The organism is Acidiferrimicrobium sp. IK, assembly GCF_025499425.1.
Classification (GTDB): Bacteria; Actinomycetota; Acidimicrobiia; order Acidimicrobiales; family Palsa-688; genus Acidiferrimicrobium.
Window position 1 is genome coordinate 1 of record NZ_JAIMCB010000029.1, and the last position, 22,017, is coordinate 22,017.

Sequence of the window (22,017 nt, forward strand, 5' to 3'; positions counted from 1 at the left end):
CGGCGGACCCTCGAAGGCCGGCCCGAGCGTCACGCTGCTCGTCGCCCTATCCCCCCGCCTGATGACCTGCATGCGGATCCCGAGCGGGTTTGCCGGTCCGGAGACGATGTCGTAGTCGAAGTGCCCCATGGGTTCGCCGTCGCCGACGGAGGAGGAGGAGGAGGAGGAGGAGGAGGAGGAGGAGGAGGACACCCCCCCGAGGTCGGTGCGGCGTTTGATCCGCGCGGGCCGCGCCGAGAGACGGCTGCTCAGTGCCGACGCCCACTCTGCCACCCCGGCCAACTCGTCGGCGCTGCTCTCGTGGGCCACGAGGCGATGCCCGAGGTCCCGCAGGGCGGTGGCGGCAGCGATGCGGTGCGCCTTTGACGCCGAGGGGGGCCGATGGCCGGCGAGCGTGTCGGGACGTTCAGGCACCGGCCACCGACCCAACCCAGGTCGCCGCTCCGTCTTTCCGGACGACCTCCGCGGTGGGCTGCATCACAATGACGACCTCCGACATGGCCGAGACAGTACCCGCTTGCCTGTGTCGACAGCCACGAGTAGGGTTGCCAGGCGATCGGATCGCCTGACCAGCCGGGCCCAATTGGCGGCCCGGGGAGAGGTGTGGCGGGAAATGGGGGCTGAGAGATGAAGCTCGACATGATGGTCGCCGGGCTCCCATTGCGCGCCATGCAGGACAGCGCTCGGGCGGCGTCAGCCGCAGGCTTCGACGGTCTCGTCATCACCGAGGCCGGAAGGACGGCCTATCTGGCCTGCGCGGCTGCAGCGCTCGCTGCTGACATCGATGTCGCCACCGGGATCGCGGTGGCGTTTGCCCGCAGCCCGATGGTCACAGCCCAGATAGCGTGGGAACTCGCCGAGGTCACGGGCGGACGATTCCGGCTCGGGCTGGGGACCCAGGTCAGGGCCCATGTCGTCCGTCGCTACGGTGCCGAGTTCGATCCACCCGGGCCCCGGCTGAAGGAGTACGTCGATGCTGTCCGGGCGATCTTCGACGCCTTCAGCGGAGGCGGGCCACTCGACGTCCACGGGAACTGGTGGAACCTCTCCCTCCTTCCTGCCGCCTGGTCACCGGGCCCCATCGGCGTGCCTGCGCCGAAGATCGACGTCGCCGGCGTCAACCCGTGGATGATCAGGATGGCGGGCTCGACCGCCGACGGTCTCCACGTGCACCCGCTCAACACCACTGCGTACCTGGATCAGACCGTCGCGCCCAACGTGGCGGCTGGAGCGGCGAGCGCCGGTCGCAGTCCTGACGCCATCGAAGTGATGGTGCCCGCCTTCGTGGCCGTCGGCGACACCGACGAGGAGCGGTCGAGGTGGCGCGAGATCGCCCGCATGCAAGTGGCCTTCTACGGCTCGACCCCCAACTACGCCTTCATCTTCGAGCAGATCGGTCACGAAGGAACGACCGAACGGATCCGCGAGCGCCAGAAGGCCGGCGACGTCACCGGTATGGCCCGGATCGTCACTGACGACATGCTCGGCCACTTCCTGATCGACTCGACCTGGTCGGACCTGCCGTCACACCTGGCCGACCGCTATGCCCGGCGAGCGGACCGAGTCATCGTCTACTTCGCCGGCCTCCAGTTGACCGAAGATCCAGATGCAGGCCAGAGGTGGGCGGAGGTGGCAGCCGCGCTGCGTTCACACGACGTTAATGCGATCAGGAAGGACAAGGTCCCCTGATCCAGTGCCGGTAGGCGGTGTCTTTGAGGGCCGGGACGCAACCGGCCCTCCCTGCTTGCTCCACCGCCGGTCCGGGGATCCTCGTGCCGTCACGATCCGGGTCACCGCATCGACGTCCCAGGCTTCGGGCCGGCGGGGCCTAGGTGAGTCCTGAAGTAGGGGGCTGCTGTGCGGGCCGTGGCGGCGTTGGACGGGTGTGGGAGGGCGGTCTGGCGGGACCGGGTGGCTTGTGTCGGGGTCGTCTTGCTCTTCCGGTCCTGCCTGGCTCCCGGTTCCCTCCGTTTGGGAGGGGTTTCGGGGCGGGCGGGCGAGATAATCGAGACGGGCGGGTCTTCGATCGTGGTCAGGGTGGGGCGACTGTCCATGTCCCGCCGTGGTGGGTGACGCCGAGGGTGGCGAGGCGCGCCCAGTTGCACGCGGCGGCGCGGGTGTCGGCGTCGGTGGCGATACGGATCGCGCCCCGGACTCGGGCTTTGCGGCCTCCCCACCCTGCAGCCGTCACCACTTGGACTGGCCCGGTTACTGCCCGGCCTGCTCGGTGGTGACGCCGCTGTAGATGTCGGCGTATTGCTCGCGCAGCAGCTTCTTGTCGATCTTGCCGACGCTGGTCTTGGCGATCTCGTGGACGATGATGACCGTTTCGGGCAGTTGCCAGCGGGCGAAGGAGCCCTCGAGGACGCCGTGGACGTCGGCGGGCGTGACGGTGTGCCCGGGGCGTGGGACGACGAGCGCGACGGGACGCTCCTGCCACTTGGGGTGGGCGACGCCTATGACCGCAGCATCGAGGACGCCAGGGTGGGCCAGGATCGCGTTCTCCATGTCGATGGAGGAGATCCATTCGCCGCCGCTCTTTATGACGTCCTTGATCCGGTCGGTCAGCTTCAGGTAACCGTCGGGGTCGATGGTGCCCACGTCGCCGCTGCGCCAGAAGCCGTCGATGAACCGGTCGGCCGAGTCGGGCATGTCGTAGTAGCAGGTGGTGATCCAGGGGCCGCGCATGCACACCTCGCCGGCGGATCGGCCGTCGTGCGGCTGTGGACTGTCATCGGGGCCGAGGATCACCACGTCAACACCGGAGATGGGCAGGCCCTGCTTGCGCTTGAGTTCCCACAGCTCGTCTCCGGACAGCCGGGCACGAACCGATGGCTTGAAGCGGTTGAGCGTGACCAGCGGGGTGGTCTCGGTGGCGCCGTAGGCGTGGATGGTCTCCGCCCCCGTGAGTACGTGGAACCCGCGCATCAGCGACAGCGGGGGCTCGGTGGCTCCAGACACGAGCCGGGTCCGGCTGAAGTCCGGCTTCTTCTCCATCGTCTCGATGTAGTGCAACATCGGGAGGAAGATCGCCGGCGCTCCGTTGGCGACGGTGACGTTCTCGGCGATCATCGCGTCGGTGAGGGGTTTGGTGTCCTCAGCGGTGTAGCGGCCGGGCAGGACGATCTTGTTGGCCATCAGGGTCGCGGCCTGCGGCAGTCCCCAGGCCTGGCCGTGGAACATCGGCGTGATGATCATCGTGCAGTCGTCGAGGGTCATGCCGAGGTTGGCGGCCATGGCCATCTAGTGCAGGTAGATGCCGCGGTGGGAGTAGTAGACGCCCTTGGGTCGGCCGGTGGTGCCGGTGGTGTAACAGGCACTGTAGGCGGAGGTCTCCTCGATCCACGGCCAGTCGAAGTGGTCGGCGGCGGCGGTGAGCAGGTCCTCATAGTGGTAGAGCGGGGTCAGCGTCGTGTCGATCTCGTCGAGCGGTCGGTCGCTGAGGACGATCCAGCCGCGCACCGTCTCCAGGAGGGGTGCGATGGCCTCGGCGACCGGGAGCAACGATTCGTCGACGGCGATCAGCGACGCCCCGCTGTGGTTGACCACGTAGCCGAGGTCCTCGCTGCCGAGTCGGAGGTTCATCTGCAGCAGCACCGCGGCCAAGCCGGGGATGGCGTAGTACAGCTCGAAGTGGCGGCGAGTGTTCCAGTCCAGAACGCCGATACGGTCGCCGGCGGCTACCCCGAGCCCGGTGAGCGCGTGACCGGAGCGGCAGATGCGTCGGTAGGCGTCGGCGTAGGTGTAGCGGTCCCAGCCGCCGCCGGGGGTGCGGTAGACGATCTCCTGGTCGCCGTGCGTGCGGGCGGCGTGCCGAATCAGGGTGGTGGTGTTGAGCGGGAAGTCGTCGCCGTGGGTGGACGGGAAACCTCGGATGACAGTGGTGGGCATGGGCGCTCCCTTTCACGTATTGAGTGGGCTGCGACCTACTCGGTCGCGAGGATGGTGACGACGCAGGCGGCCGGGCCGTTTCCGAGCGATCCGCCGGCGTTCTCCGCCAGGCCGATGCGGGCTCCGGCGACCTGTCGGTCACCAGCCAGCCCGCGCAGCTGGTCGGTGAGTTCGACGATCTGTGCGGCTCCGGTGGCGCCGACGGGGTGCCCGCGGGCGAGCAGTCCGCCGGAGGGGTTGACCGGGATCCGGCCGCCGATCTCGGTGGCGCCGCTGCGGACCAGCTCGGCGGCGTCGCCGTTGGCGGCCAGGCCGAGCTCCTCGGCGATCACCAGCTCGGCCGGTGCGGCAGCGTCGTGCACTTCGCAGACGTCGAGGTCGTCCGGCCCGAGCCCGGCCTGTTCGTAAGCGGAGCGGGCGGTGCGGGCCACGACGTCGCCGTCGTCCCCGGCCCGGGCGGCTCCGACGGCGCAGCCGAGCACCCGCACGCCACGGTATCCCCGGCGAGCAGCCAGATCGGAGCGGCTCAGCACGATCGCCGCGGCACCGTCGCCGATCGACGAGCACATCGGCCGGGTGAGCGGGTCGACGATGGTGCGTGCGGCGAGGACGTCGTCGACGGTAAGCGCGGTCCGGTTCTGCGCGATCGGGTTGAGGCTGCCGTTGCGACTGCTCTTCGCAGCCACAGTGGCCAGGTCCCGGGCGGTGGCGCCGGTGCGCCGCATGTAGTCGCGGGCCTCGGCGGCGTAGATCTCCATGAACACGGGGCGTGGCGGCAGCTCCGGATCACCCGCCAGGGCGGTGTCCGGTAGAGCCATTGCTGATCCTGGCTGATGTGCCACTTCCAAGTACTCCTGCCAGTCGCCGGAGGGGTAGATCGCATGCAGACGGAGCATCGCCTCGGCTATCGGCGCCGTCCATCGCATCCCGGACACCGCGTTTCCGCCTACCGATCCTTCGACACGTCTATATAGACCTCGCTATAGTCTGTCGCTGTGAGCCAGCCGGGATCCGAGGACATCGCACGCCACAACGACATAGCGGTCGCCTTGTACTCCCTCGCCGCGTCGGTGGTGCGGCGCATGCCCCGCGACATCAGCCTCACGGCCGCGGCCACGCTGTACGCGCTGGAACGCCACGGTCCCCAGCGCATCACCCGCCTCGCCGCCCTCGAAGGGGTCGCCCAGCCGTCGATGACCGCCCTGGTGACCAAGCTCGAGCACGACGGTCTCGCCGAGCGCCGCTCGGATCCCACCGACGGCCGCGCCGTGCTGGTCGCCCTCACCGCGGCCGGTGAGCGCTACGTGCACGAGCGCCGCCAGGCCGGTGCCGCGGGGCTGGTCCGGCTCATCGACGATCTCCCCGCCGATCACGCGAGGTCTCTTCGGGACGCCCTGCCGGCGCTGCAAGCCGTGGCCGTTCTCGACCACCGCGACACCGGCGCAGCCAGCCGCCTCACTCCCACGCCGGGGGGCGGTCCACGGTGACCGAAGGGCACGCCGGAGCAGCCAGCCCGTTCCGCCAGCCCAAGGCGGTGTGGGCGGTGGCCTTCGCCTGCGTCGTGTCGTTCATGGGGATCGGGTTGGTCGACCCGATCCTGCCGGCGCTGGCCAAGGACCTCAAGGCCAGTCCGAGCAGCGTCGAGCTGCTCTTCACCAGCTACCTCGTGATCACCGCGGTGGCGATGCTCGTTACCGGCTGGGTTTCGAGCCGCATCGGCGCGAAACATACCCTGGTCGCGGGGCTGGTGCTCATTGTGGTCTTCAGCGCCCTCGCCGGCTCGTCGAACAGCATCAACGGGATCGTCGAGATGCGGGCCGGGTGGGGGATCGGCAACGCCTTGTTCATCGCCACCTCGCTGGCGGTGATCGTCGCCTCGGCCAGCGGCGGGTTCGCCGGTGCCATCGTCTTGTACGAGACCGCCCTCGGGGTGGGGATCGGCCTCGGACCGCTCGTCGGCGGCGAGCTCGGAGGCATCTCCTGGCGGGGGCCGTTCTTCGGGGTGACGGTGCTCATGTCGATCTCGTTGATCGCAACCCTGGTGCTGGTCGACCGCACCCCGCGGCCAACCAAACGGACGTCGATCACCGAACCGATCACCGCGTTGCGCCACCGCGGGCTCGCCATCATGAGCGTGACCGCCCTCTGCTACAACTGGGGCTTCTTCACCCTGCTCGCCTACACCCCGTTCCCCATGCATCTGGGGGTCCACCAGCTCGGCTACACCTTCACCGGCTGGGGCGTGCTCGTCGCGATCTTCGCCGTCTTCGTCGCCCCCCGCCTCCAACGCCGCTTCGGCACGCCACGCACCCTGTACGTCAACCTGGCCCTGCTCGCCGCCGACCTGGTCGTCATCGCCGCCTTCACCACATCCCAGGCCACCCTGATCGTCGCGGTGATCGTCTCAGGCGCCTTCGTCGGACTCAACAACACCCTCACCACCCAAGCCGTCATGCTGGTGGCACCGGTCGAACGGCCGATCGCATCGGCCTCCTACGGCTTCGTCCGCTTCATCGGCGGCGGACTCGCCCCCTACGTCGCCGCCAAGCTCGCCGCCCACTTCAACGTCCACGTCCCCTTCTACCTCGGCGCCGCCGCGGTCGTCCTCGGCATCGTCGTGCTCACCAGGGGCCACTCCCTCATCGCCGCCGCCGAACGAGCCGAAAGCGAGGAGCAACTCGTCACTACCGCACCGCCGGCCGTCGCGGCCGGCACCGCACCAGCGGTCACTCCATCTCTCGCCATGCTCGCGCCGTCCCCCGACGGCCGTCGCTCGCCGATCGTGGTCGCCGTCGACGACCGACCCGGATCCGACCAGCTCTGCGCAACCGCTGCCGACCTCGCAGAGGCGCTCGCCTGTCCCATCGAGATCCTCCACATGGTCGAAACCGATCTCACGATGGAACAAGCCATAGAAACCGAAGACACCACACAGGCCGCCACCACGCTCAAAACGCTCGTCGACCAGGTCGCAGCCCGAGGGGTCCCAGCTACCGGCCACCTGCTCGAGGTCGTCGGCGACCACGGCGACGTCGGCCGTCGCATCGCCGCCTTCGCCGACCAGCAGCACGCTCGCATGATCATCGCCGGCGCACCCACCCACGGCCCCTTCGCCGGCCTCCTCGACGCCAGCACCACTGCCCAGCTCGCACGCCACACCCACTGCGACCTCCACATCGTCCACTCCACCCCACCGACCTGACTATGAGCAGCCGGCATCGCGACGGGTCCTGGACCTCCTCGGCCCGCGGGCGCGGACCGTCACGCAATCGAGCAGGTGATGCCCAGCTCCGTCCAGGTGCTCACCCGGCGCCAGGTCGAGGCCATTCACGGCTCGGCGTGGGTCGAGCGCGTGGACGTCGCGGCGCGACGACGGCACCTCTCGAGCATCTCGGGGCCGATGCGCTTGGGTGCCAGGCTAGGCTGAGAGTGTCACGCCGCACGCTGCGCGCCGACAGGTCGATGCCGGCCAGCTCGGCGAGCAACCGGGACGCCTTGCAGCTCGAGCACCTGCACGAACCGACGCCCGCAGCGCCGGCACTCGACCTGCCACGCGGCCAGACGGACCTTGCCGGCCTTGGTGAGCACCGTGCGCACGCCCGGGCGCTGCCCGCGGCAGCGGAACCCGCGCCGGCTGGTGCAGCGGGTGCACGACCACGGCGCCTCGGGCTGGGATCACGTCGAACAGCTCGCCGGCCATGGACTGCACCGCGGCAGCGACCAGCTCACCCGGGGCGCGGCGGGCGAAGTCGACCGCCGCGGCATCCAAGCAGGCGAAGTCAACCCCGTCGCAGCAGAGGTCGACATCGATACGGACACTACGGTGAGTGGTGGGCACGAGCGCTCCTTCAGGCTGTCGGAGCCTCGTGCCTACCACGACCGAACTACACGCGTTTATCAGCAGTTCGCCTCGCTACCAGAGAAGTACCCCGCGCCAGCAACACTGGGAGAGCGAAAGACGCAGCGCCGGTTTGCCGGGAACTGCGGAGTCATGGATTCCTGCATCGTGGAGTTTGACCGCCACCGGACCTGATGGTACCGCAGCCAACCTCTCTCAACAGGCTCGATCAGTTGTCGGTAATGGTGATAGCCCATTCTGGGCAGTTGTCGACCGCGAGCTTCGCAGCCTCCTCGAGGTCGGGCGGCACAATGCCATCGCCAATGGGCGAAGACATTCCGTACTCGTCTGCCTCGAAGAGTTGTGGGGCCAAGACCACACACCGGTTGTGGCCCTGGCATTTCGTCGCATCCACTTGTACACGCATCGGTCTTATCTTAGCCATCCATGCCGCTTGCTGCGAGACATAGCGGCTGGCGTGTGTCGCCCAGCGCTCCACAGCTCAGCTGTCGTACCAGGGCTCCGATCGCTCCCTCCTCACCCCACCCGGGCTCGGTCGCCGGTGCGGCGCTGACCCGGATCGGCAGCGCCGGCCGGTGCCCGTAGGGCGTGACCTGCACGGCTAAATCATCGTCGAGACCGGCGAGGTGCCGGGCTACCGCCCGGGGCGGGGCTTCGACGCCCGGAGCGGGGCCAACGCGGCATCTCCCGCTCGTTGGGAAGGCGGTCGCGGGGACTGGGCCGTCCGGTGCCGATCGCCGCCAGGATCTCCTGGGCCACAACCACGTAGCGGCGGGTGGCGCCAGTCGGGTCGTCGTTCACGTCGGCTCGCTCCTCCCGGTCCGGCGACGGGAGGTTGCCTCCGCACGGAGCCGCCGGGGTGAATGGCCTGTGAACCCGCCCCGGGGCGACCCCACCACCGGCTGGGCGGCGCGGCCAAATCGCTCGACAGATTCCAGGGCATCACGAGGGGCGGACACGGACCGCGGCTGGGGGGCCCACGAGCGCCGGAATGAGGAAGCAACGGAGGTAGTCCCGAAGCTGCTGTTCGGTCCGCTTGCGTGGGCCTTCGACAGTGGCGAAACTGAGAACGGCCCGGAGGAGCCATTCGGCAGCGTCCGAGGCGTCGATGCCCTCAGGAAAGGGTGCATTGGTAGTCCCGTTCTCGAGGTAGGGCCGGATGAACCCCGTCATCAACGAGAAGAGCGCTTCAGACGCGCCGGCGATCGTGGTCGTCAATCCAGCGGTCTCCGGAGCGAAAAGGAGCGCAAGGTTCTTATCGCGGCGAATCGCTTGCAGCGTGTACACGACCCCGGTCAGGAGCGCGTCTTCCAGGTTCGCAGCGACATCGAGCCGCGCTGAAAGACGTTTGATGAAGCGATCGCCCTCGCGGAGGAGGACGCCGAGGATCAACTCGTCGCGGCCTGCGAAGTACCTGTAGACGGTGGCTCGCGACACCTTGGCCAGCGTGGCGACGTCCTCGACTGTTGTCTTGAGCACGCCATACCGGCGAAAAGCCGCTTCGGCGGCGACCAGCAAACGCTCGCGCGCGGCATCCACGTCGGTAGGAGCATCGGAACCCCATCGCAGCTGCGCCATCGACGGAATAGTCTACCTGGCCTAGGCGTCCTCATGGCACCCGCGAAGCGATCCTCCGGGTAGGAGGGTCCGGCCGTCGACCCTCGCTCACTCCAAGGAGAGCTGGTCGACGAGCCACCTCCCGTGCCGTCGGAGCATGGTGAGCACGAGGCGGTTGCGTTCTGTGGTCGGGCTCTTGGTGGTGGAATTGCGCACGGTCTGGTCGAGGTAGACGAGGACCACGACCCGATTCTCGGTGGCGTTAGACACCCCGCTCGCGATGAGCTTGGCGGTCGAGGAGGCCTTGTACTTGGTAAGGATCGGCTCGAGCGCGGCACTCGACTTCGCGAACTGGCTGGCGAATGCGGGCGTCGAGGCAGCCTCTACCGCCTTGAAGTTCTTGGGGAGGTCGCTGTAGCTGTAGTCGGCCATGGTGACCGCCGCGCTCGATGCTGCTCTGGTCGCGGTTTTCCGGGCCTGGTCGAGCTGGCTGGAGCGGTAATCTTTCCAACCGAGGACACCGGTAGCAGCGGCAAGGGTCACGACCACTGCACACACGACCACCGACCGGAGCCGAGGCCGGCGCAGGGGTGGCCGGCGCAGGCGGGGCCGTAACCGTCGAAGCCGGCGGCGCCCGCCTGTCTTGGCGGACGCGCCGGGTTCGGGGTCCCGCCCCTCTTCGAGGGCGGCCGCGGCCGGGGGCGTTCCTTGCTGGCCGATGTCAGCCCAGCGGTCCGCCACGTCCCAGCCATGGACAGCCTCGGTCCGCTGATCGTCGGGTTCGACGCGCTCGGATTGTTCGTCGGGATCGCGACCGTTGCGAGCGGTGAGGGGGTATGGAGAACTCGGTGCAGTCGTCATCATGGTGCAGGCTCCGGTGCATTGGCTGCGCCCCGCTGCAACATGTTGGGTGCGGTGGACGCGCAGGTACGGCCGAGGACGGGGGCGACGACCTTGGCCGTCGGCAGCGGCAGGTCGTTGGTGTAGCTGCAGATCGGGTCGCCAGGGTTGAGCACAAACCCTCCGTGGATCAGCCCGTCCTTGACGAGGGAGGCGGCGTCGTTGGAGAAGACCGGGACAGCTGTCAGGAGCGCGTCGACAGCGGGGATGTTGCTGGCTGCGACGCCGGTGACCGTCGCCACGCTGGACGTCAGCGCCGCGACCGATGCCGTGTCCTGGGTGAGGAGCCCTTGGAGTTGATCGAAGCCGGAGGTGCCGTTGGCGAACAGGGCACGCAGGTCGGCGTCAGATGCGTCGAGTTGGGCGCTGAACTGGGCCAGCTGGCGCGAGAACTGCGACACGTCGGGATTGGTGGCTTGTCCGGTGTCGAGAAGGGTGTGGCCGCCTTGGATCAACTCGGTGGTGGCGGGCTGGACGCTGCGGAGCTGGGCGAAGAGCGACCGGCTGGCACCGAGGATCTCCTGCAGCTGCGGGCCGGTGCCCCCGAGCCCCCGAGTGAGGGTATCGAGCAGCGAGCTCACATGCTGTGTGTCGATACTCGACGCGAACGATGAGGTGTCGCCGAGGATCGTGCCGACGGGGAGCGGGATGTCGGCTTCAGCGACCGACACCACGCTGCCGGATCGCAGGACCGCACTGGCCGGCCGGCCGGTGGGCGGGGGGACGAAGTCTACGTACTCCTCTCCTACTGCGGACAGGTCGTGGATGCTCGCCGTGCTGTCGGAGGGGATCCGCACGCCCGGGTTGATCGCCAGGCGGGCGGTCACCGCTCCGGGGCTGACATCGAGGGCGCTGACCCTGCCGACGACCGTCCCTCGGTAGTCCACGTACCCCCCGACGTAGAGGCCGCCAGCTCTGGCCATGCGCAGCTCCACCGGGAATGCCTGGCGGCCGACCCTGTACTGCAGGACCGGGAAGGCGATGTAGCCGACACCGGCGACCACGATCGCCAGAAGGATTGCCAGCCGGGCGGCCATCCGTCCGTTCATGGCAGCCCCACCCCGAGGACGCCCCCGCTGGCCGGCGACGCCGCAGCCGGAGCCGGGTTCGGGGCGCCGGGGCCGCCGAGCAGCCCACCGATAAGGCCCTCGATCACGCCCAGCGGGCTGCCAGCGAGGACTGCCTCCAACGCTGGCAGCAGGGGCGGTACTGCTATGGGGAGCGGGCGGTTGACGAGGTCGATGATGGCGTGCAGTTGGAGGTAGCCGGCAGGCGCGGCGCGGGCGGTCCGCTGGGAGAAGGTGGCGATGGTCTGCAGGTCGGAGCCGAGGCTGCCTTCCACACTCACGAGCTGGTCGACGACCGGGGCGAGCTGGTTGGTGTCGGCGACCAGCGTCGCTCCGCTCTGGTCGACGACGCCCTGAGCCACCGGCGTGAAGTTGTCGATACCGTGGAGGAGCCCCACCACGGAGGCATTGTCGGCGGTGATCGTCCGGGCCGCGGCCGGAAGGGTGGCCAACGCCTTGCTGATGGCGGCCTGGCCGGCGTTGACCTGGGCGCTCAGGTTGGACAGCGCACCCAGAGCTGCGTCGATGTCGCCGTCGTGGGCAGCGAGGGAGGTGACCGCGCTGGTGAGGTTGGCGAGGAGGTCCCGGATCTGGGGTTGGTCACCGCCGAGGATGGCGTTCAGCTCCGACGTGAGAGTCTCGACCTGCCCGAGGCCGCCTCCGAACAGCAGGGTGCCCGCCGCAGCAAGGGTGTCCTCGACCGAGGCGGCGGCGGCGGTCCGCGGGAGCGGGATCGTCGCCCCGGGCGCCAGCGGTCCCGGTGCGGGCGCAGGCCCGACTGCTGGGGGTGCGGTCAACTGCACGTACTCGTCACCGAGGGGAGTGACAAACCGGACCTGGGCGGTGACGTCCGCGGGAACCGCCGCCGACCGCTGCAGGTGGAGGGTTACCTGGGCGTGGCCGCCGGTCACGCCGATCGACCCGACGCTCCCGACGGTGGTCGCACCCAGGCGCACGGGGGCGCCTTTGGCCAGGTTGAGCACATTGGCGAACTCGGCCCGGACCGTGTAGGTCTTCCCGCTCGGCCCGCCGATCTGCGGCAAACTCTGGAGGCTGGTCCCACAACCCGAGACCGCGATGGCCATCGCGACTGCGACCGCGGCGACGGTGGCTCGCCTGGCGGTCATCGGGCCGCCGCCGCGAGCAGGCCGGCGTACGTTGCGTTGGCGGTGGTCGGGTCGCCCGGGGGGGCGCCGATGTTGGCGGCTGCGACATCGAACAGGCACGACGCCGCAGCGGAGCTGGCGGGGCTCTTGCCCCCGTCCGCTCCCGGGACCGCTCCCACCAACAGGTCGGCTGTCCTAAGGACGTTGGAGCCGCAAAGACTATTGGAGAGACTGACCGCGGCCCCATCGAAGTTGACACGCGTCTCGAGGAACGGCAAGTAGGGCTGCTCGTTGGGGTAGGCGGGATACTGCTTGTAGATCGCGGCGTCAAGGTTCTGCAACGCCAGGCCCCCCACCTGTACGGCTCGCGCCAGGTCGTGCTGTTTGGCGGCGACCGCGGCCGCCGCGGTACCCAGATTGTGGAGGGTCGAGCCGAGATGTCCCGCGTTGGCCTGAACGAACGTCGCCAGCTGGGCCAGGACCTGCTGAAGTGTCGAGAGGGTCGAAGCCAGTTCGGACCGGTCCGCGTTCAAGACGGTGCTGGCACCAGCCAAGTTGCCGGTGAACGCCTGGTATTGGTGGGCCGCTCCCGCCAGCGCCGCCACGAAGGGACTGAGGTTGTCGATGGTCTTGGCCAGATTCGGCCCGTCGGCGTTCAGGCCGGTGGCCGCGGAGCCGAGCGACATGATCGTCGAGTTGAGAGCCGGTCCTTGACCGGCGAGTTGCTTGTCAAGGTCGGCGACCAGGCTGGCCAGGGCGCCTTTGGGATCGGAGACGGTCGGTGCCAGGGCCTTGAACAACGAGTCGAGGTCGGCCAGGACCGCGTCGACGCTGAGCGGCACGTGGGTCCGAGCCTGCGGGATTGTGGTTCCTGGGGCCATGGACGGGCCTCCGGTGTAGGCCGGGCTCAACTCCACGTAGCGGTCGTTGACCACGTTCGGCGCGACCAGGTAGGCGCCTGCGCCGGCCGGGATCGTGACGGTGTCGTCGACGCGCATGGTGACGACCACCCCGGTCGGGCCGGCGTGGACCGCGGTGACCGAGCCCACTGGCATGCCGAGGACGTCGACGTGGTTGCCGGGGTAGAGCGCAGGCGTCTCGCTGAACACTGCGCTGATCGTGCGGCTGCCGCCGCCCCGTCCGGACATGCTGACTGCGGTGGCGGTCCCGGCCACCACCACGGCCACGGTCAGTGCCGCCAACACCGGGATGACCTTCCGTCTCATGGGACGTTGCACCCCGTGGCCGGTGCCGGTCCGCCGTTCTTGGCGCACTCGGCGATGGCGCCGTCGGAGAAGAGGGTGGTAAGGACGTGGATATCGGCGTATGGGCCGGAGCCCGCCGCGTTGGCTCCGTAGGTGGCAAAGCCGGCGACGAGGGGTATGGCGCTGGTGATAGCGCCCGATTCCTTGGCCAGATTGGCGCTGACGCCGTCCAGGTTGGCCAAGAGCTGGCTGAGATCGGATTGCTTACTGGTCACGATGGCCCCGACCCGGCCGGCCAGATCCTGTACTGCGCTCAGCAGTTGGTGGATGTCGGCCTGACGCTGCTGGAGAACCTGCAGCACCAGGTTGCTCTGCCCGACGAGCGTGACTAGTTGGCCGCTGTGCGTGCTCAGGGTAGCCGCGACCTGCTTTGCCTCAGTGACGAGCTGGGCCAGTTGATCCTGGCGGTCGGCGATGATCTGAGACAGGCGCCCGACCCCGTCGATGACTGCCGCGGTCTGCGCCGGGGTGCTGGCGGTGACGCTCTGGTCGACGACATGGAGGGCCTGTGCGAGGGCTTGGCTGTCGATCTGACCGGTCTCCACGCCGAGGTTGGTGAGGGTGTCGACCAGAGTGTGGGTGCCGAAGGTGCGCGATTGAGCGATCGTCGCGCCCGGTTGGAGGCGGGGCGGCCCGAGCGGGTCGAGCTGGACGTACTCCTGACCGAGCAGCGACAGCACCTTGACGTTGAGGGTGGTGAGCCGGCCCAGTGCCTGGCTGGATCTGACCTGCATGTCAAGCTGCACGTGATCGCCTCGGAGGCGGAGCCCGGTGATGGTTCCCACCCGCACGCCGGCCACGGTGACCGGGTCGCCCTTGGTGAGCCCGCTGGCGTCGGCCAGGTCTGCGTGGTAGCTGGTGCGGGGCGCCGAGAACGGCAGCTTGGAGAAGTTGAGCGCGGCGGCCACCACCAGCAGGAGCATGGCGACTGCGGCTAGGGCCACGGCGACGTGGTTCTGCTCGCGGAAGGCTTTCACGGGCAGGGATCCATGGGCAGGAAGGCTTTCACGAGCAGTTGGCGGTGTGGTAGCGGCCGTTGCCGACCAGCCCGGAGGGCACCGACAGGTCGAGCAGGGGCGCCAGCGACACCGGCAGGACGATCGGGGAGAGGTTCAAGCCAGGAGCGACGTTGAGGGTGGTCTCGCAGAGGTACACGTTGAGGTAGCTGCCGTTATCGACGGTCTTGGTGAGGGCCCCGGCCAGGCTTGGCACGCTGTTGAGGGCTGCGTCGAGGCTTCCCTGATCGGCCTGGAGGGTCGCGGTGGCCGACACCAGCCCGGTGACGGAGTGCTCGAAGGCAGGCTGGATGCCGGCGACGAGGCCGTCGAGGCTGGTGGTCACCTTCGCCGCCGAGGCCAGGGCGCCGTCGAGGAGCGGGCTGTCGGCCCCGAGGGTGCTGGCGAGGCTGGAGAACTGGTCGATCAGCTGGCCGACCTGCGCGTCGTGGCCGGCCACGTAGGTGGAAAGGTCGGTCAGGTTCCTGACGACCGCGTCGATGATCTGCCCACGGTCGGCCAGGTTGGAGGTGAGAGCGGCGGTCTGGGTGACCAGGGCGTCCACGTTGGGTGCTTCGCCCTGAAACGTGGCGATCACGTTGCCGGCCAGCGAGTTGATCTGGCTGGGGGTGAGAGCCTGGAAGAGCGGCTGGAACCCCTGGAACAGGGCGCTCAGGTCAAGTGCCGGCTGCGTCCGGCCGATAGGGATGGTGGATCCGGGTGGCAGCACGCGGCCTCCTGCTCCGCCGGAGAGAGCCAGGTAGCGATTGCCGAGAAGGTTCTCGTAGTGGATGGCAGCGCTGGTAGTGGATGTCACCTGATGGGGCTCGTCGAGCTTGAACCCCACAGCGGCGTGTCCTGCTCGCACCCCTACTGCGGTGACCCGGCCGACCTCGACACCCGCGATCCGGACCGGGTCGCCAGGCTGGAGGTACGACGCGTCGGAGAACTCAGCTCGGTAGCCGCGGGTGGCGGCCGTATCTGCGTTGACGAGGGTCGCGTAGAGCACGGCAGTGGCCGCGATCGCGGCCACGACGAAGACCGCCAGCTTGCCCGTGACCGCAGCGAGCGCACGACGCCGGGCGGCGATGGTGCTCACGACGCCAGGCTCCGCAGCAGCGGATCCAGCAGGAGACCGGCGGCTGCCGGCGAAGCTGGGCGCTGGCCGCCCGCCAAATTGGTGGCCACTGCAACCGCGGCGGCCTGCTCTGCCGATGATGGCGGGCCAGACGCCGCCGCATTCACGCCGGTCGCGCTGCTACCAGGACAGTTCGGCCCTTGCTCCGGCCCGTAGCGGGGGCAGTCCGCAGCTGTGTACGGTGCACCGACCACCGGCGGCTTCGCGAGGTGGTCGAAGCTAGCGGCCAGGGTCAGAGCCCTGTTTTCCGCCGGCGGCAGAATATCCGCCCCAGAGAGGATGAAGTCGACCAGGTTGCCGATGCTGTAGGGCGCCTCGACGTTGATCCATGGGCCGTCGGTCTCGGCGCTCGCCCACGCCCCAGCCCAGCGGGTGACGCTACCGAGAATCTGGGGGATCTGCTGAGGAGTCAGGTTCAAGGCACCAAGGGTGGGCAACAAATTGACTGCGAAGGCGTGGAGCCCGGCCTGGATGTCGGTGAAAAGGGCGGTCCCCGCTGAGGCGGTCCCTGAAGCGCCCTCAAGCAGCCCGACCAAGGCATTGTTGTCGGCGGTGATGGTGTTGGCCGTGACACTGGCGTTGCCGGCCAGTTCGAGGAGGGCGGGCACCGAGGTGCTCAAGCCGTCGAGTACGGGGGTCAGCAATGATACGTCCGATTCGAAGGTCGGGAGCTGGGGCAGCATCTGCTGCACGTACTTGTCGAGTTGGGCAACGAAATCGTGGAGGGAGGGTCCCTGCCCAGCCAGGGCGCCGCTGAGTGCTCCGAGGGTCGTGTCGATCTGGGCCGGGTGCAGACCGGTGAGGACGTTGTTGAGATCCTGGAGAGTGCCCTGCAGGCTGGCGGTAGCCGCGGTTGCGGCCGGGATGGTCTGACTCGCGGCGAGGGTGGCGGGCACCGGCGCCGGCGAGGTGAGGATGACGGCGGTGGCCCCGAAGAGGGTGCTGGGGGCCACCTGCGCGACGACGTTGGCTGGCAGGTCCTGCACACGGCCCGGATAAAGATGGAGGTCGATGACCGTTGAGCCGTCCGGGCCGGGCCGCCCTGCGTTGTGGACGGTCCCGACCTGAACCTGCCGGTACTCGACCTCATCGCCAACCGCAACGGGCTGGCTGGGCGGGATGACCGCTCGGACCGCGACGTAGTCGGTGAAACCACCTGAGAAGGACACGAGGATGGCCGCAACTGATGCGGCGAGAACCGCAACGAACGCTACCCCGGCGGAGGCGGTCAGCACCCGCCGCCGGAGCGCCACCGCCCGACGTTGAGCGTGAGTGAAAACGACCGGGACCGTCATCCGCTCAACCGAATCGCATTGCTCGACACGCCGTAGAAAAGCATGGTCAAGAGCAGGTCGGAAACGGATAGGAACACGATGCTGGTGCGGATGGCCCTCCCGGCGGCCCGCCCGACCCCTTCTGGGCCCCCAGCAGCCGTGAAGCCGTAGTAGCTGTGGATGAACACGATGGCGATGGCGAAGATGATCACCTTGGCGGTGGACTCCACGATGTCGCGAGTGTGGAGGTAGGCGTGGAAGTAGTGCAGGTAGGTGCCGCTCCCTTCATGCGAGAGGAGCGACACCGTGAGTTGGGTGGCGTAGTAGGCGCCGCTCAGGGACAGCAGGTAGAGAGGCACGACTGCAATCACGGCCGCGATGACCCGGGGCGTGACCAGGTACACGAGCGGTGGCACGGCCATCACGTCGAGGGCGTCGATCTCGTCGCTGATCCGCATGGCACCGAGCTCGGCGGTGAACTTGCTGCCGATCTGGGACGCCACGCCGAATGCGGTGATCAGGGGGACCAGTTCCCGGGTGTTGCCGTAGGCGGCGATGAGGCCCGAAAGCGCGGTCAACCCGATCACCTGCAGACCTTGATATCCCTCGAGGCCGATCTGGATGCCAAGGAACGCAGAGAGGAGGAAAACCACCAAGATGGTGCTGGCAGCCACAGCCAGCAACCTCTTGCCAAAGGTGACGTCGATCAGGAGGCGTGAGACCTCCCGGCGATGGCGGAGGAGCACGACAGGCACCGTGGCCAGCACCATGCTGATGAAGATGGCCAGGCCACCGAACCACACGGTGCGGTCCACAGCGCGCCGCCATGTGGTGCTCGCAACGCCAGAGATACGACCCAACGGGCTGCCGGCGACGGACCGGGCCATGTTCATCAGAGGACCTTGACCGGGACGATGACCAGGAAGATCTCGGTGAGGACAAGGTTCAGGAAGAACAGTGCCACCCCGGTGATGACCACCGACTCGTTGACCGCAGCCCCGACGCCGATCGCCCCCTTCTTGGCTGTCAACCCCTTGTAAGCGGCGAGCACCGTGGCTACGAAGCCGAACACGCCGGCCTTGAGGGTCGCCTCGGCGAAGTCCGCCGACTGGGCGAACTGGCTGAACGCGGTGAGGTAGGACCCGCCGCCGGTGTGCAGCACGTACACAGCGGTGGCGTACGCCGACAGCACGCCGGCGAGAGCCACGATCCCATCCAGGAGGCAGGCCACTACGATACCGGCGAGGAGGCGCGGCGCCACCAGGCGTTCGACGGGGTCAACGCCCATGACCTCCATGGCGGCGATCTCGTCGCGGATCGTGCGGGCCCCGAGATCTGCGCAAATCGCCGATCCGGCCGCCCCGGAGAGTATCAGGGCCGTGACCACGGGGGCGACCTCGCGCACAGCGAAGATCGCGTCGACGGACCCGACCAGAGAGGGGGCCCCGATCTGGTTGGCCAGGCCGCCGACCTCCAGCACGATCACCGTCCCGAAAGGCACCGAGATGAGGATCGTAGGGAGCAAGGAGACCGACACCATCATCCATGCCTGCTCGAAGAACTCTCGCCAGGGGAACCGGCGGCGGACCAGGGCGCTTACAGTAAGTACGGCCGAGTCGAGCACCATGGCAACGACGGCTCCGAAGTTGCCAACCACGCGTGCAGTCTCGGCCGCCGGACGGCCGAACAGCGGCCCGTCTGACAACTCGACCAAGTCCGAGCCCAAGAGTAACCGGGCGGCTCTCTCACCCCGATGGGGTGGGCGGCGGGGCGGAGGCAGAATGGCCGCGCTGATGCGGCCACCCCCAACATCCTCCCCCGATACTTCCTGCTCCACGTGTTGCCCCCCAGCAAGACGTTCGTGTCGATGGTTTCGTCGCTTCCTACCGGACTGGGTAGGTATGTGATACAACACCACTGCGTCCCGCCTGTCAACTACACGCGTCGTTCGCCGTTGCGTCACGGCGTCAGCGCGTGCGATACTGGCATGGTCGCCTACTGATCGCGACCGAACATAGGTTGCCCGCAACGTTTGACGTGTCGCCGTCGCGTCCGTATCATCGGCGTGGACCGGGCAGCATCCTTTCGTGCCCGACCGAGCACTGGGGTGGGGTCCGTAAAGTGGAGCACGATGACAAGGTCGCTCTCGTCCAGAGTATGCCGCTGTTCTCTGGCTGTTCCCGCAAGGAAGCAGCGTTGGTTGCCGCCCTTCTTGTTGAGGAGCACCTGGCGGCCGGCCAGGTGCTTGCTCGCCAGGGTCAAGATGCAGGCACTGCCTACCTGATCGTCGACGGCACGGCCTCAGTCATCCGCAACGGTCACCAGTTGGCTACCCTAGGACCGCAAGACATTGTCGGTGAGATGTCTCTGTTGGACAAGCGTCCCAGGGTCGCGACGGTCACGGCTTTGACTGACATGCGGGTCCTGGCCCTCACCCACGAAGACCTCGACGCTCTGCTCCTCAAGGTGCCGTCCCTTGCCTACAACCTCCTTTCGGTCCTGGCCCGTCGCCTGGGTGATCTCGACAGGGAGAGTGCATGATGAGTGATCTTCTCCCCTGGCAGGTGGCGGCGCAACCGGTTGACGATCCGGTCATCTCCTGTCGCAAGGTGTTCAAGCAGTTCGGCTCCAACAAGGTCTTGGACGACGTCACCTACGATGTGCCGCGGGCACGCACCACCGCCATCATGGGGCCATCCGGCACGGGGAAGTCGGTGATGTTGAAGGTAATCATCGGCTTGCTCTCTCCGGAAGCGGGCCAGATACTCGTGGACGGCGAGCCGGTCGTAGGAATCTCCAATAGGAATATGCTCAGGATCCGTCGCAAGTTCGGAGTCCTATTCCAAGATGGGGCCCTGTTCGGCTCGATGGATCTGTTCGACAACATCGCGTTCCCATTGCGCGAGCACACGAAGGCAAGCGAGCAAGAGATCCGCGTCAAGGTCATGGAGCTTGCCGAGATGGTGGGACTCGTCGCACACCTCGGCAAACTGCCCGGCGAAGTGTCCGGGGGGATGAAGAAGCGGGCAGGGCTCGCCCGAGCGATGGCTCTCGACCCACCGATCATCTTCTTCGACGAGCCAGACTCCGGACTCGACCCGGTACGGGTTGCCTACCTCGACCGGCTCGTGAACGTCGCCCAAGCAGAGACCAAGGCAACCTTCTTCATTATCACCCACAACATCGAGTCGGTGAACCGAACCGCCGACTACGTCGGGCTCCTCTTCCGCTCGAAGCTTGTGGCCTTCGGATCGAAGAAGTTCGTCGACGGTCTGGACAATCCAATCATCCGCCAGTTCTTCGCAGGCCGTCCGCAGGGGCCGATCAGCATGGACGAGATGGCCGAGGACGACGACCAGACCGACGCCAGCACAGCCGCCGAGTCGGATCCGCCGCCGCTGGACCCACGCTACGACGACGAGGATTGGGAGACAGTTCCCGGCACCTGAAGCGCCCCGCCCCCAGCGGCTGGGCGGGGTCGGCATCCATGCCAGTAGCCGGCGGATGCCAGGTGAGCGTTGCCGTAGCCCAGTGCTAGCCCGGTGTTCCGCACGTCAGGGTGAGTGGATCAGACGGGTGGGATCGACGTCTAGCCCCGATCATTCCTGCTGTCGTCCGAGGGGTGGTGATCGGGTCTTCTGGGTCTGTCGGGTTGGTGATCGGCAGCCGGGTCGGGTGGATGGGGCCCCGGGTGGGGCGTGCTCGGCCTGTTGGATTGTCTCCTGGCTGGTGTTGGGCCGCGTTGAACTGGGTGGGTGCCGTAACGCCGTCGGGTTCGGGGGTGTTCAGGCGAGTTGTTCGATGCGCCCGTAGGCGTCGAGGAGCTCGGTGAGCTAATGACAGTGACCTTCTACATCACCATCACGCCCCTTTCAGGACACACGGTGAGTAGCTGGGGGCATCGCAGCCCCCGGCTCTCTCAGAACCCGGCGTGAACCTCTCGACTCACCGGGCTCCCACAGGCCGGCCGGAGGCGACTGGGAACAGCGCCCAGTGGGCGAACAGGCTGGGCTGGCGCTGCCGAACAGCGTGCAGCCATGCCCACGCCCGCTGGGGTTTGCCCCGCAGTCGTTTGAACTTGTGCATCGCCCATCGGACAAGATACTCGTCGATGCGCTCGGCGAGTGGAGACAGCTCGGAGCGGTAGAAGGCCCCGTAATACCCGAACCAGCCTCGCACGACAGGGTTGATGTCGACGGCGATGCCGGTCAGGTCCGATCCGCTGCGACGGTTGAGGCGCCAGGCCCTGATCTTCTGGCCGACCGCCTTTCTCGCCTTGGCGCTGATGGCCGGTGAGAAGCTCGCAAAGTAGCCTCTGGAGCCCTTGGCCAGGCGAGCCCGGAAGGTGTAACCCAAGAAATCGAAACTGGTGTGCTCCGAGTCCCCGGACCGGTTCGCGTCCTTGCAGAACACGACTTTGGTTTTCTCCGGGTGCAGTTCGAGACCGAGGGTCCCGAGCCGCATGGCGATAGCAGCCCAAAGCCTTCGGGCCTGTTCCTCGCTGTCGCAATGGATGACCGCGTCATCTGCGTAACGCTCGAAAGGACAGCCCGGGAACTCCCGGACCATCCAGGTATCGAAGGCATAGTGCATGAAGAGGTTGGCTAACAACGGTGAGATCGGTGAACCCTGTGGGGTTCCCTTCTCCCGTGGCACGAGGGTCCCATCCGGCATCTGCATGGGAGCTTTCAGCCACCGTTCGATGTAGAGCATAACCCACCGCTCCTCGGTGTGGTGAGCGACCGCTTTGAGCATCAGATCATGGGGTACGGAATCGAAAAAGGCTCGGACGTCTAGGTCCAACACCCAGTCCTGTTTCCAACAACGCCTCCTGGTTGCGGAGTACTTGTTTAGCGAGGTGTTGGTCGCGCGGTGAGTGAGGGTCCACCACGGAGCGCGCGACGCCGGGCAGGCTGGTGGGGTGGACGCCGCCGATCGCCTCGCCGTGTTGGAGGCGGCGGTGGC

21 protein-coding genes and 2 pseudogenes are annotated in these 22,017 nt (G+C 67.8%); 7 read left to right on the top strand and 16 right to left on the bottom strand.

Annotated elements, in window-relative coordinates:
• A pseudogene (locus K6U06_RS24155) lies at positions 1–414 on the bottom strand (hypothetical protein); the annotation flags it as partial.
• A gap of 213 nt (positions 415–627) precedes the next feature.
• Here K6U06_RS24155 and K6U06_RS24160 point away from each other — a divergent pair.
• Positions 628–1,689: a TIGR03617 family F420-dependent LLM class oxidoreductase gene (locus K6U06_RS24160; protein WP_262324553.1), complete on the top strand. Its 1,062-nt coding sequence runs from the start codon at positions 628–630 to the stop codon at positions 1,687–1,689.
• 343 nt (positions 1,690–2,032) lie between these two features.
• Here the strand turns inward: K6U06_RS24160 and K6U06_RS24165 are convergent, their stop codons facing one another.
• The 3 genes and pseudogenes from K6U06_RS24165 to K6U06_RS24180 all read right to left on the bottom strand — a co-directional run bounded on the left by K6U06_RS24165 (position 2,033) and on the right by K6U06_RS24180 (position 4,709).
• Positions 2,033–2,191 (bottom strand): hypothetical protein, encoded by a 159-nt coding sequence (locus tag K6U06_RS24165; protein WP_262324554.1) that lies wholly within the window; start codon positions 2,189–2,191, stop codon positions 2,033–2,035.
• Positions 2,192–2,208: 17 nt separating this feature from the next.
• Positions 2,209–3,891: pseudogene (locus tag K6U06_RS24175) on the bottom strand (long-chain-fatty-acid--CoA ligase).
• A gap of 35 nt (positions 3,892–3,926) precedes the next feature.
• A complete protein-coding gene (locus tag K6U06_RS24180; RefSeq protein WP_262324555.1) occupies positions 3,927–4,709 on the bottom strand; it encodes a thiolase family protein in 783 nt (260 codons plus the stop codon).
• 177 nt (positions 4,710–4,886) lie between these two features.
• Between K6U06_RS24180 and K6U06_RS24185 the strand changes: the two genes are divergently transcribed.
• From K6U06_RS24185 to K6U06_RS24200, 4 genes are all read left to right on the top strand, one after another.
• A complete protein-coding gene (locus tag K6U06_RS24185) occupies positions 4,887–5,378 on the top strand; it encodes a MarR family winged helix-turn-helix transcriptional regulator (RefSeq protein WP_262324556.1) in 492 nt (163 codons plus the stop codon).
• Positions 5,375–7,093 (top strand): MFS transporter, encoded by a 1,719-nt coding sequence (locus K6U06_RS24190; protein WP_262324557.1) that lies wholly within the window; start codon positions 5,375–5,377, stop codon positions 7,091–7,093. The genes K6U06_RS24185 and K6U06_RS24190 overlap by 4 nt, the downstream gene beginning before the upstream one ends.
• 78 nt (positions 7,094–7,171) lie before the next feature.
• Positions 7,172–7,318 (top strand): hypothetical protein, encoded by a 147-nt coding sequence (locus K6U06_RS24195; RefSeq protein WP_262324558.1) that lies wholly within the window; start codon positions 7,172–7,174, stop codon positions 7,316–7,318.
• 153 nt (positions 7,319–7,471) lie between these two features.
• Positions 7,472–7,924, top strand: a complete 453-nt coding sequence (locus tag K6U06_RS24200; RefSeq protein WP_262324559.1) for a hypothetical protein — start codon at positions 7,472–7,474, stop codon at positions 7,922–7,924.
• Positions 7,925–7,958: 34 nt separating this feature from the next.
• Here the strand turns inward: K6U06_RS24200 and K6U06_RS24205 are convergent, their stop codons facing one another.
• The 11 genes from K6U06_RS24205 to K6U06_RS24255 all read right to left on the bottom strand — a co-directional run bounded on the left by K6U06_RS24205 (position 7,959) and on the right by K6U06_RS24255 (position 18,709).
• A complete protein-coding gene (locus K6U06_RS24205; RefSeq protein ID WP_316044754.1) occupies positions 7,959–8,174 on the bottom strand; it encodes a ferredoxin in 216 nt (71 codons plus the stop codon).
• Between the two features lie 518 nt (positions 8,175–8,692).
• A complete protein-coding gene (locus K6U06_RS24210; RefSeq protein ID WP_262324561.1) occupies positions 8,693–9,328 on the bottom strand; it encodes a TetR/AcrR family transcriptional regulator in 636 nt (211 codons plus the stop codon).
• A gap of 87 nt (positions 9,329–9,415) precedes the next feature.
• Positions 9,416–10,171: a hypothetical protein gene (locus K6U06_RS24215; protein WP_262324562.1), complete on the bottom strand. Its 756-nt coding sequence runs from the start codon at positions 10,169–10,171 to the stop codon at positions 9,416–9,418.
• Entirely contained in the window at positions 10,168–11,244 is a 1,077-nt protein-coding gene (locus K6U06_RS24220; protein ID WP_262324563.1) for an MCE family protein, read from the bottom strand. The genes K6U06_RS24215 and K6U06_RS24220 overlap by 4 nt, the downstream gene beginning before the upstream one ends.
• Before the next feature lie 8 nt (positions 11,245–11,252).
• On the bottom strand, positions 11,253–12,401 hold the full coding sequence (locus K6U06_RS24225; RefSeq protein ID WP_262324564.1) for an MCE family protein: 1,149 nt from the start codon (positions 12,399–12,401) through the stop codon (positions 11,253–11,255).
• Positions 12,398–13,606: an MCE family protein gene (locus K6U06_RS24230; RefSeq protein WP_262324565.1), complete on the bottom strand. Its 1,209-nt coding sequence runs from the start codon at positions 13,604–13,606 to the stop codon at positions 12,398–12,400. Before K6U06_RS24230 ends, K6U06_RS24225 begins: the two co-directional genes overlap by 4 nt.
• Positions 13,603–14,622 carry an MCE family protein gene (locus K6U06_RS24235; RefSeq protein ID WP_262324566.1) on the bottom strand — a complete coding sequence of 340 codons (1,020 nt, stop codon included), beginning with the start codon at positions 14,620–14,622 and terminating at the stop codon, positions 13,603–13,605. The genes K6U06_RS24230 and K6U06_RS24235 overlap by 4 nt, the downstream gene beginning before the upstream one ends.
• A 28-nt stretch (positions 14,623–14,650) precedes the next feature.
• Complete coding sequence (locus tag K6U06_RS24240; RefSeq protein ID WP_262324567.1) at positions 14,651–15,739, bottom strand: MCE family protein; 1,089 nt, start codon at positions 15,737–15,739, stop codon at positions 14,651–14,653.
• A complete protein-coding gene (locus tag K6U06_RS24245) occupies positions 15,736–17,073 on the bottom strand; it encodes an MCE family protein (RefSeq protein ID WP_262324568.1) in 1,338 nt (445 codons plus the stop codon). Before K6U06_RS24245 ends, K6U06_RS24240 begins: the two co-directional genes overlap by 4 nt.
• Positions 17,070–17,867, bottom strand: a complete 798-nt coding sequence (locus tag K6U06_RS24250; protein ID WP_262324569.1) for an ABC transporter permease — start codon at positions 17,865–17,867, stop codon at positions 17,070–17,072. The genes K6U06_RS24245 and K6U06_RS24250 overlap by 4 nt, the downstream gene beginning before the upstream one ends.
• A 77-nt stretch (positions 17,868–17,944) precedes the next feature.
• Positions 17,945–18,709 carry an MlaE family ABC transporter permease gene (locus K6U06_RS24255; RefSeq protein WP_262324570.1) on the bottom strand — a complete coding sequence of 255 codons (765 nt, stop codon included), beginning with the start codon at positions 18,707–18,709 and terminating at the stop codon, positions 17,945–17,947.
• Between the two features lie 464 nt (positions 18,710–19,173).
• Here K6U06_RS24255 and K6U06_RS24260 point away from each other — a divergent pair, with 464 nt between their 5' ends.
• Complete coding sequence (locus K6U06_RS24260; RefSeq protein WP_262324571.1) at positions 19,174–19,593, top strand: Crp/Fnr family transcriptional regulator; 420 nt, start codon at positions 19,174–19,176, stop codon at positions 19,591–19,593.
• Positions 19,590–20,501: an ABC transporter ATP-binding protein gene (locus K6U06_RS24265; RefSeq protein ID WP_262324572.1), complete on the top strand. Its 912-nt coding sequence runs from the start codon at positions 19,590–19,592 to the stop codon at positions 20,499–20,501. The genes K6U06_RS24260 and K6U06_RS24265 overlap by 4 nt, the downstream gene beginning before the upstream one ends.
• A gap of 496 nt (positions 20,502–20,997) precedes the next feature.
• Here K6U06_RS24265 and K6U06_RS24270 read toward each other — a convergent pair.
• On the bottom strand, positions 20,998–22,017 hold a 1,020-nt coding region (locus K6U06_RS24270), incomplete at its 5' end, for a reverse transcriptase domain-containing protein (RefSeq protein ID WP_262324573.1).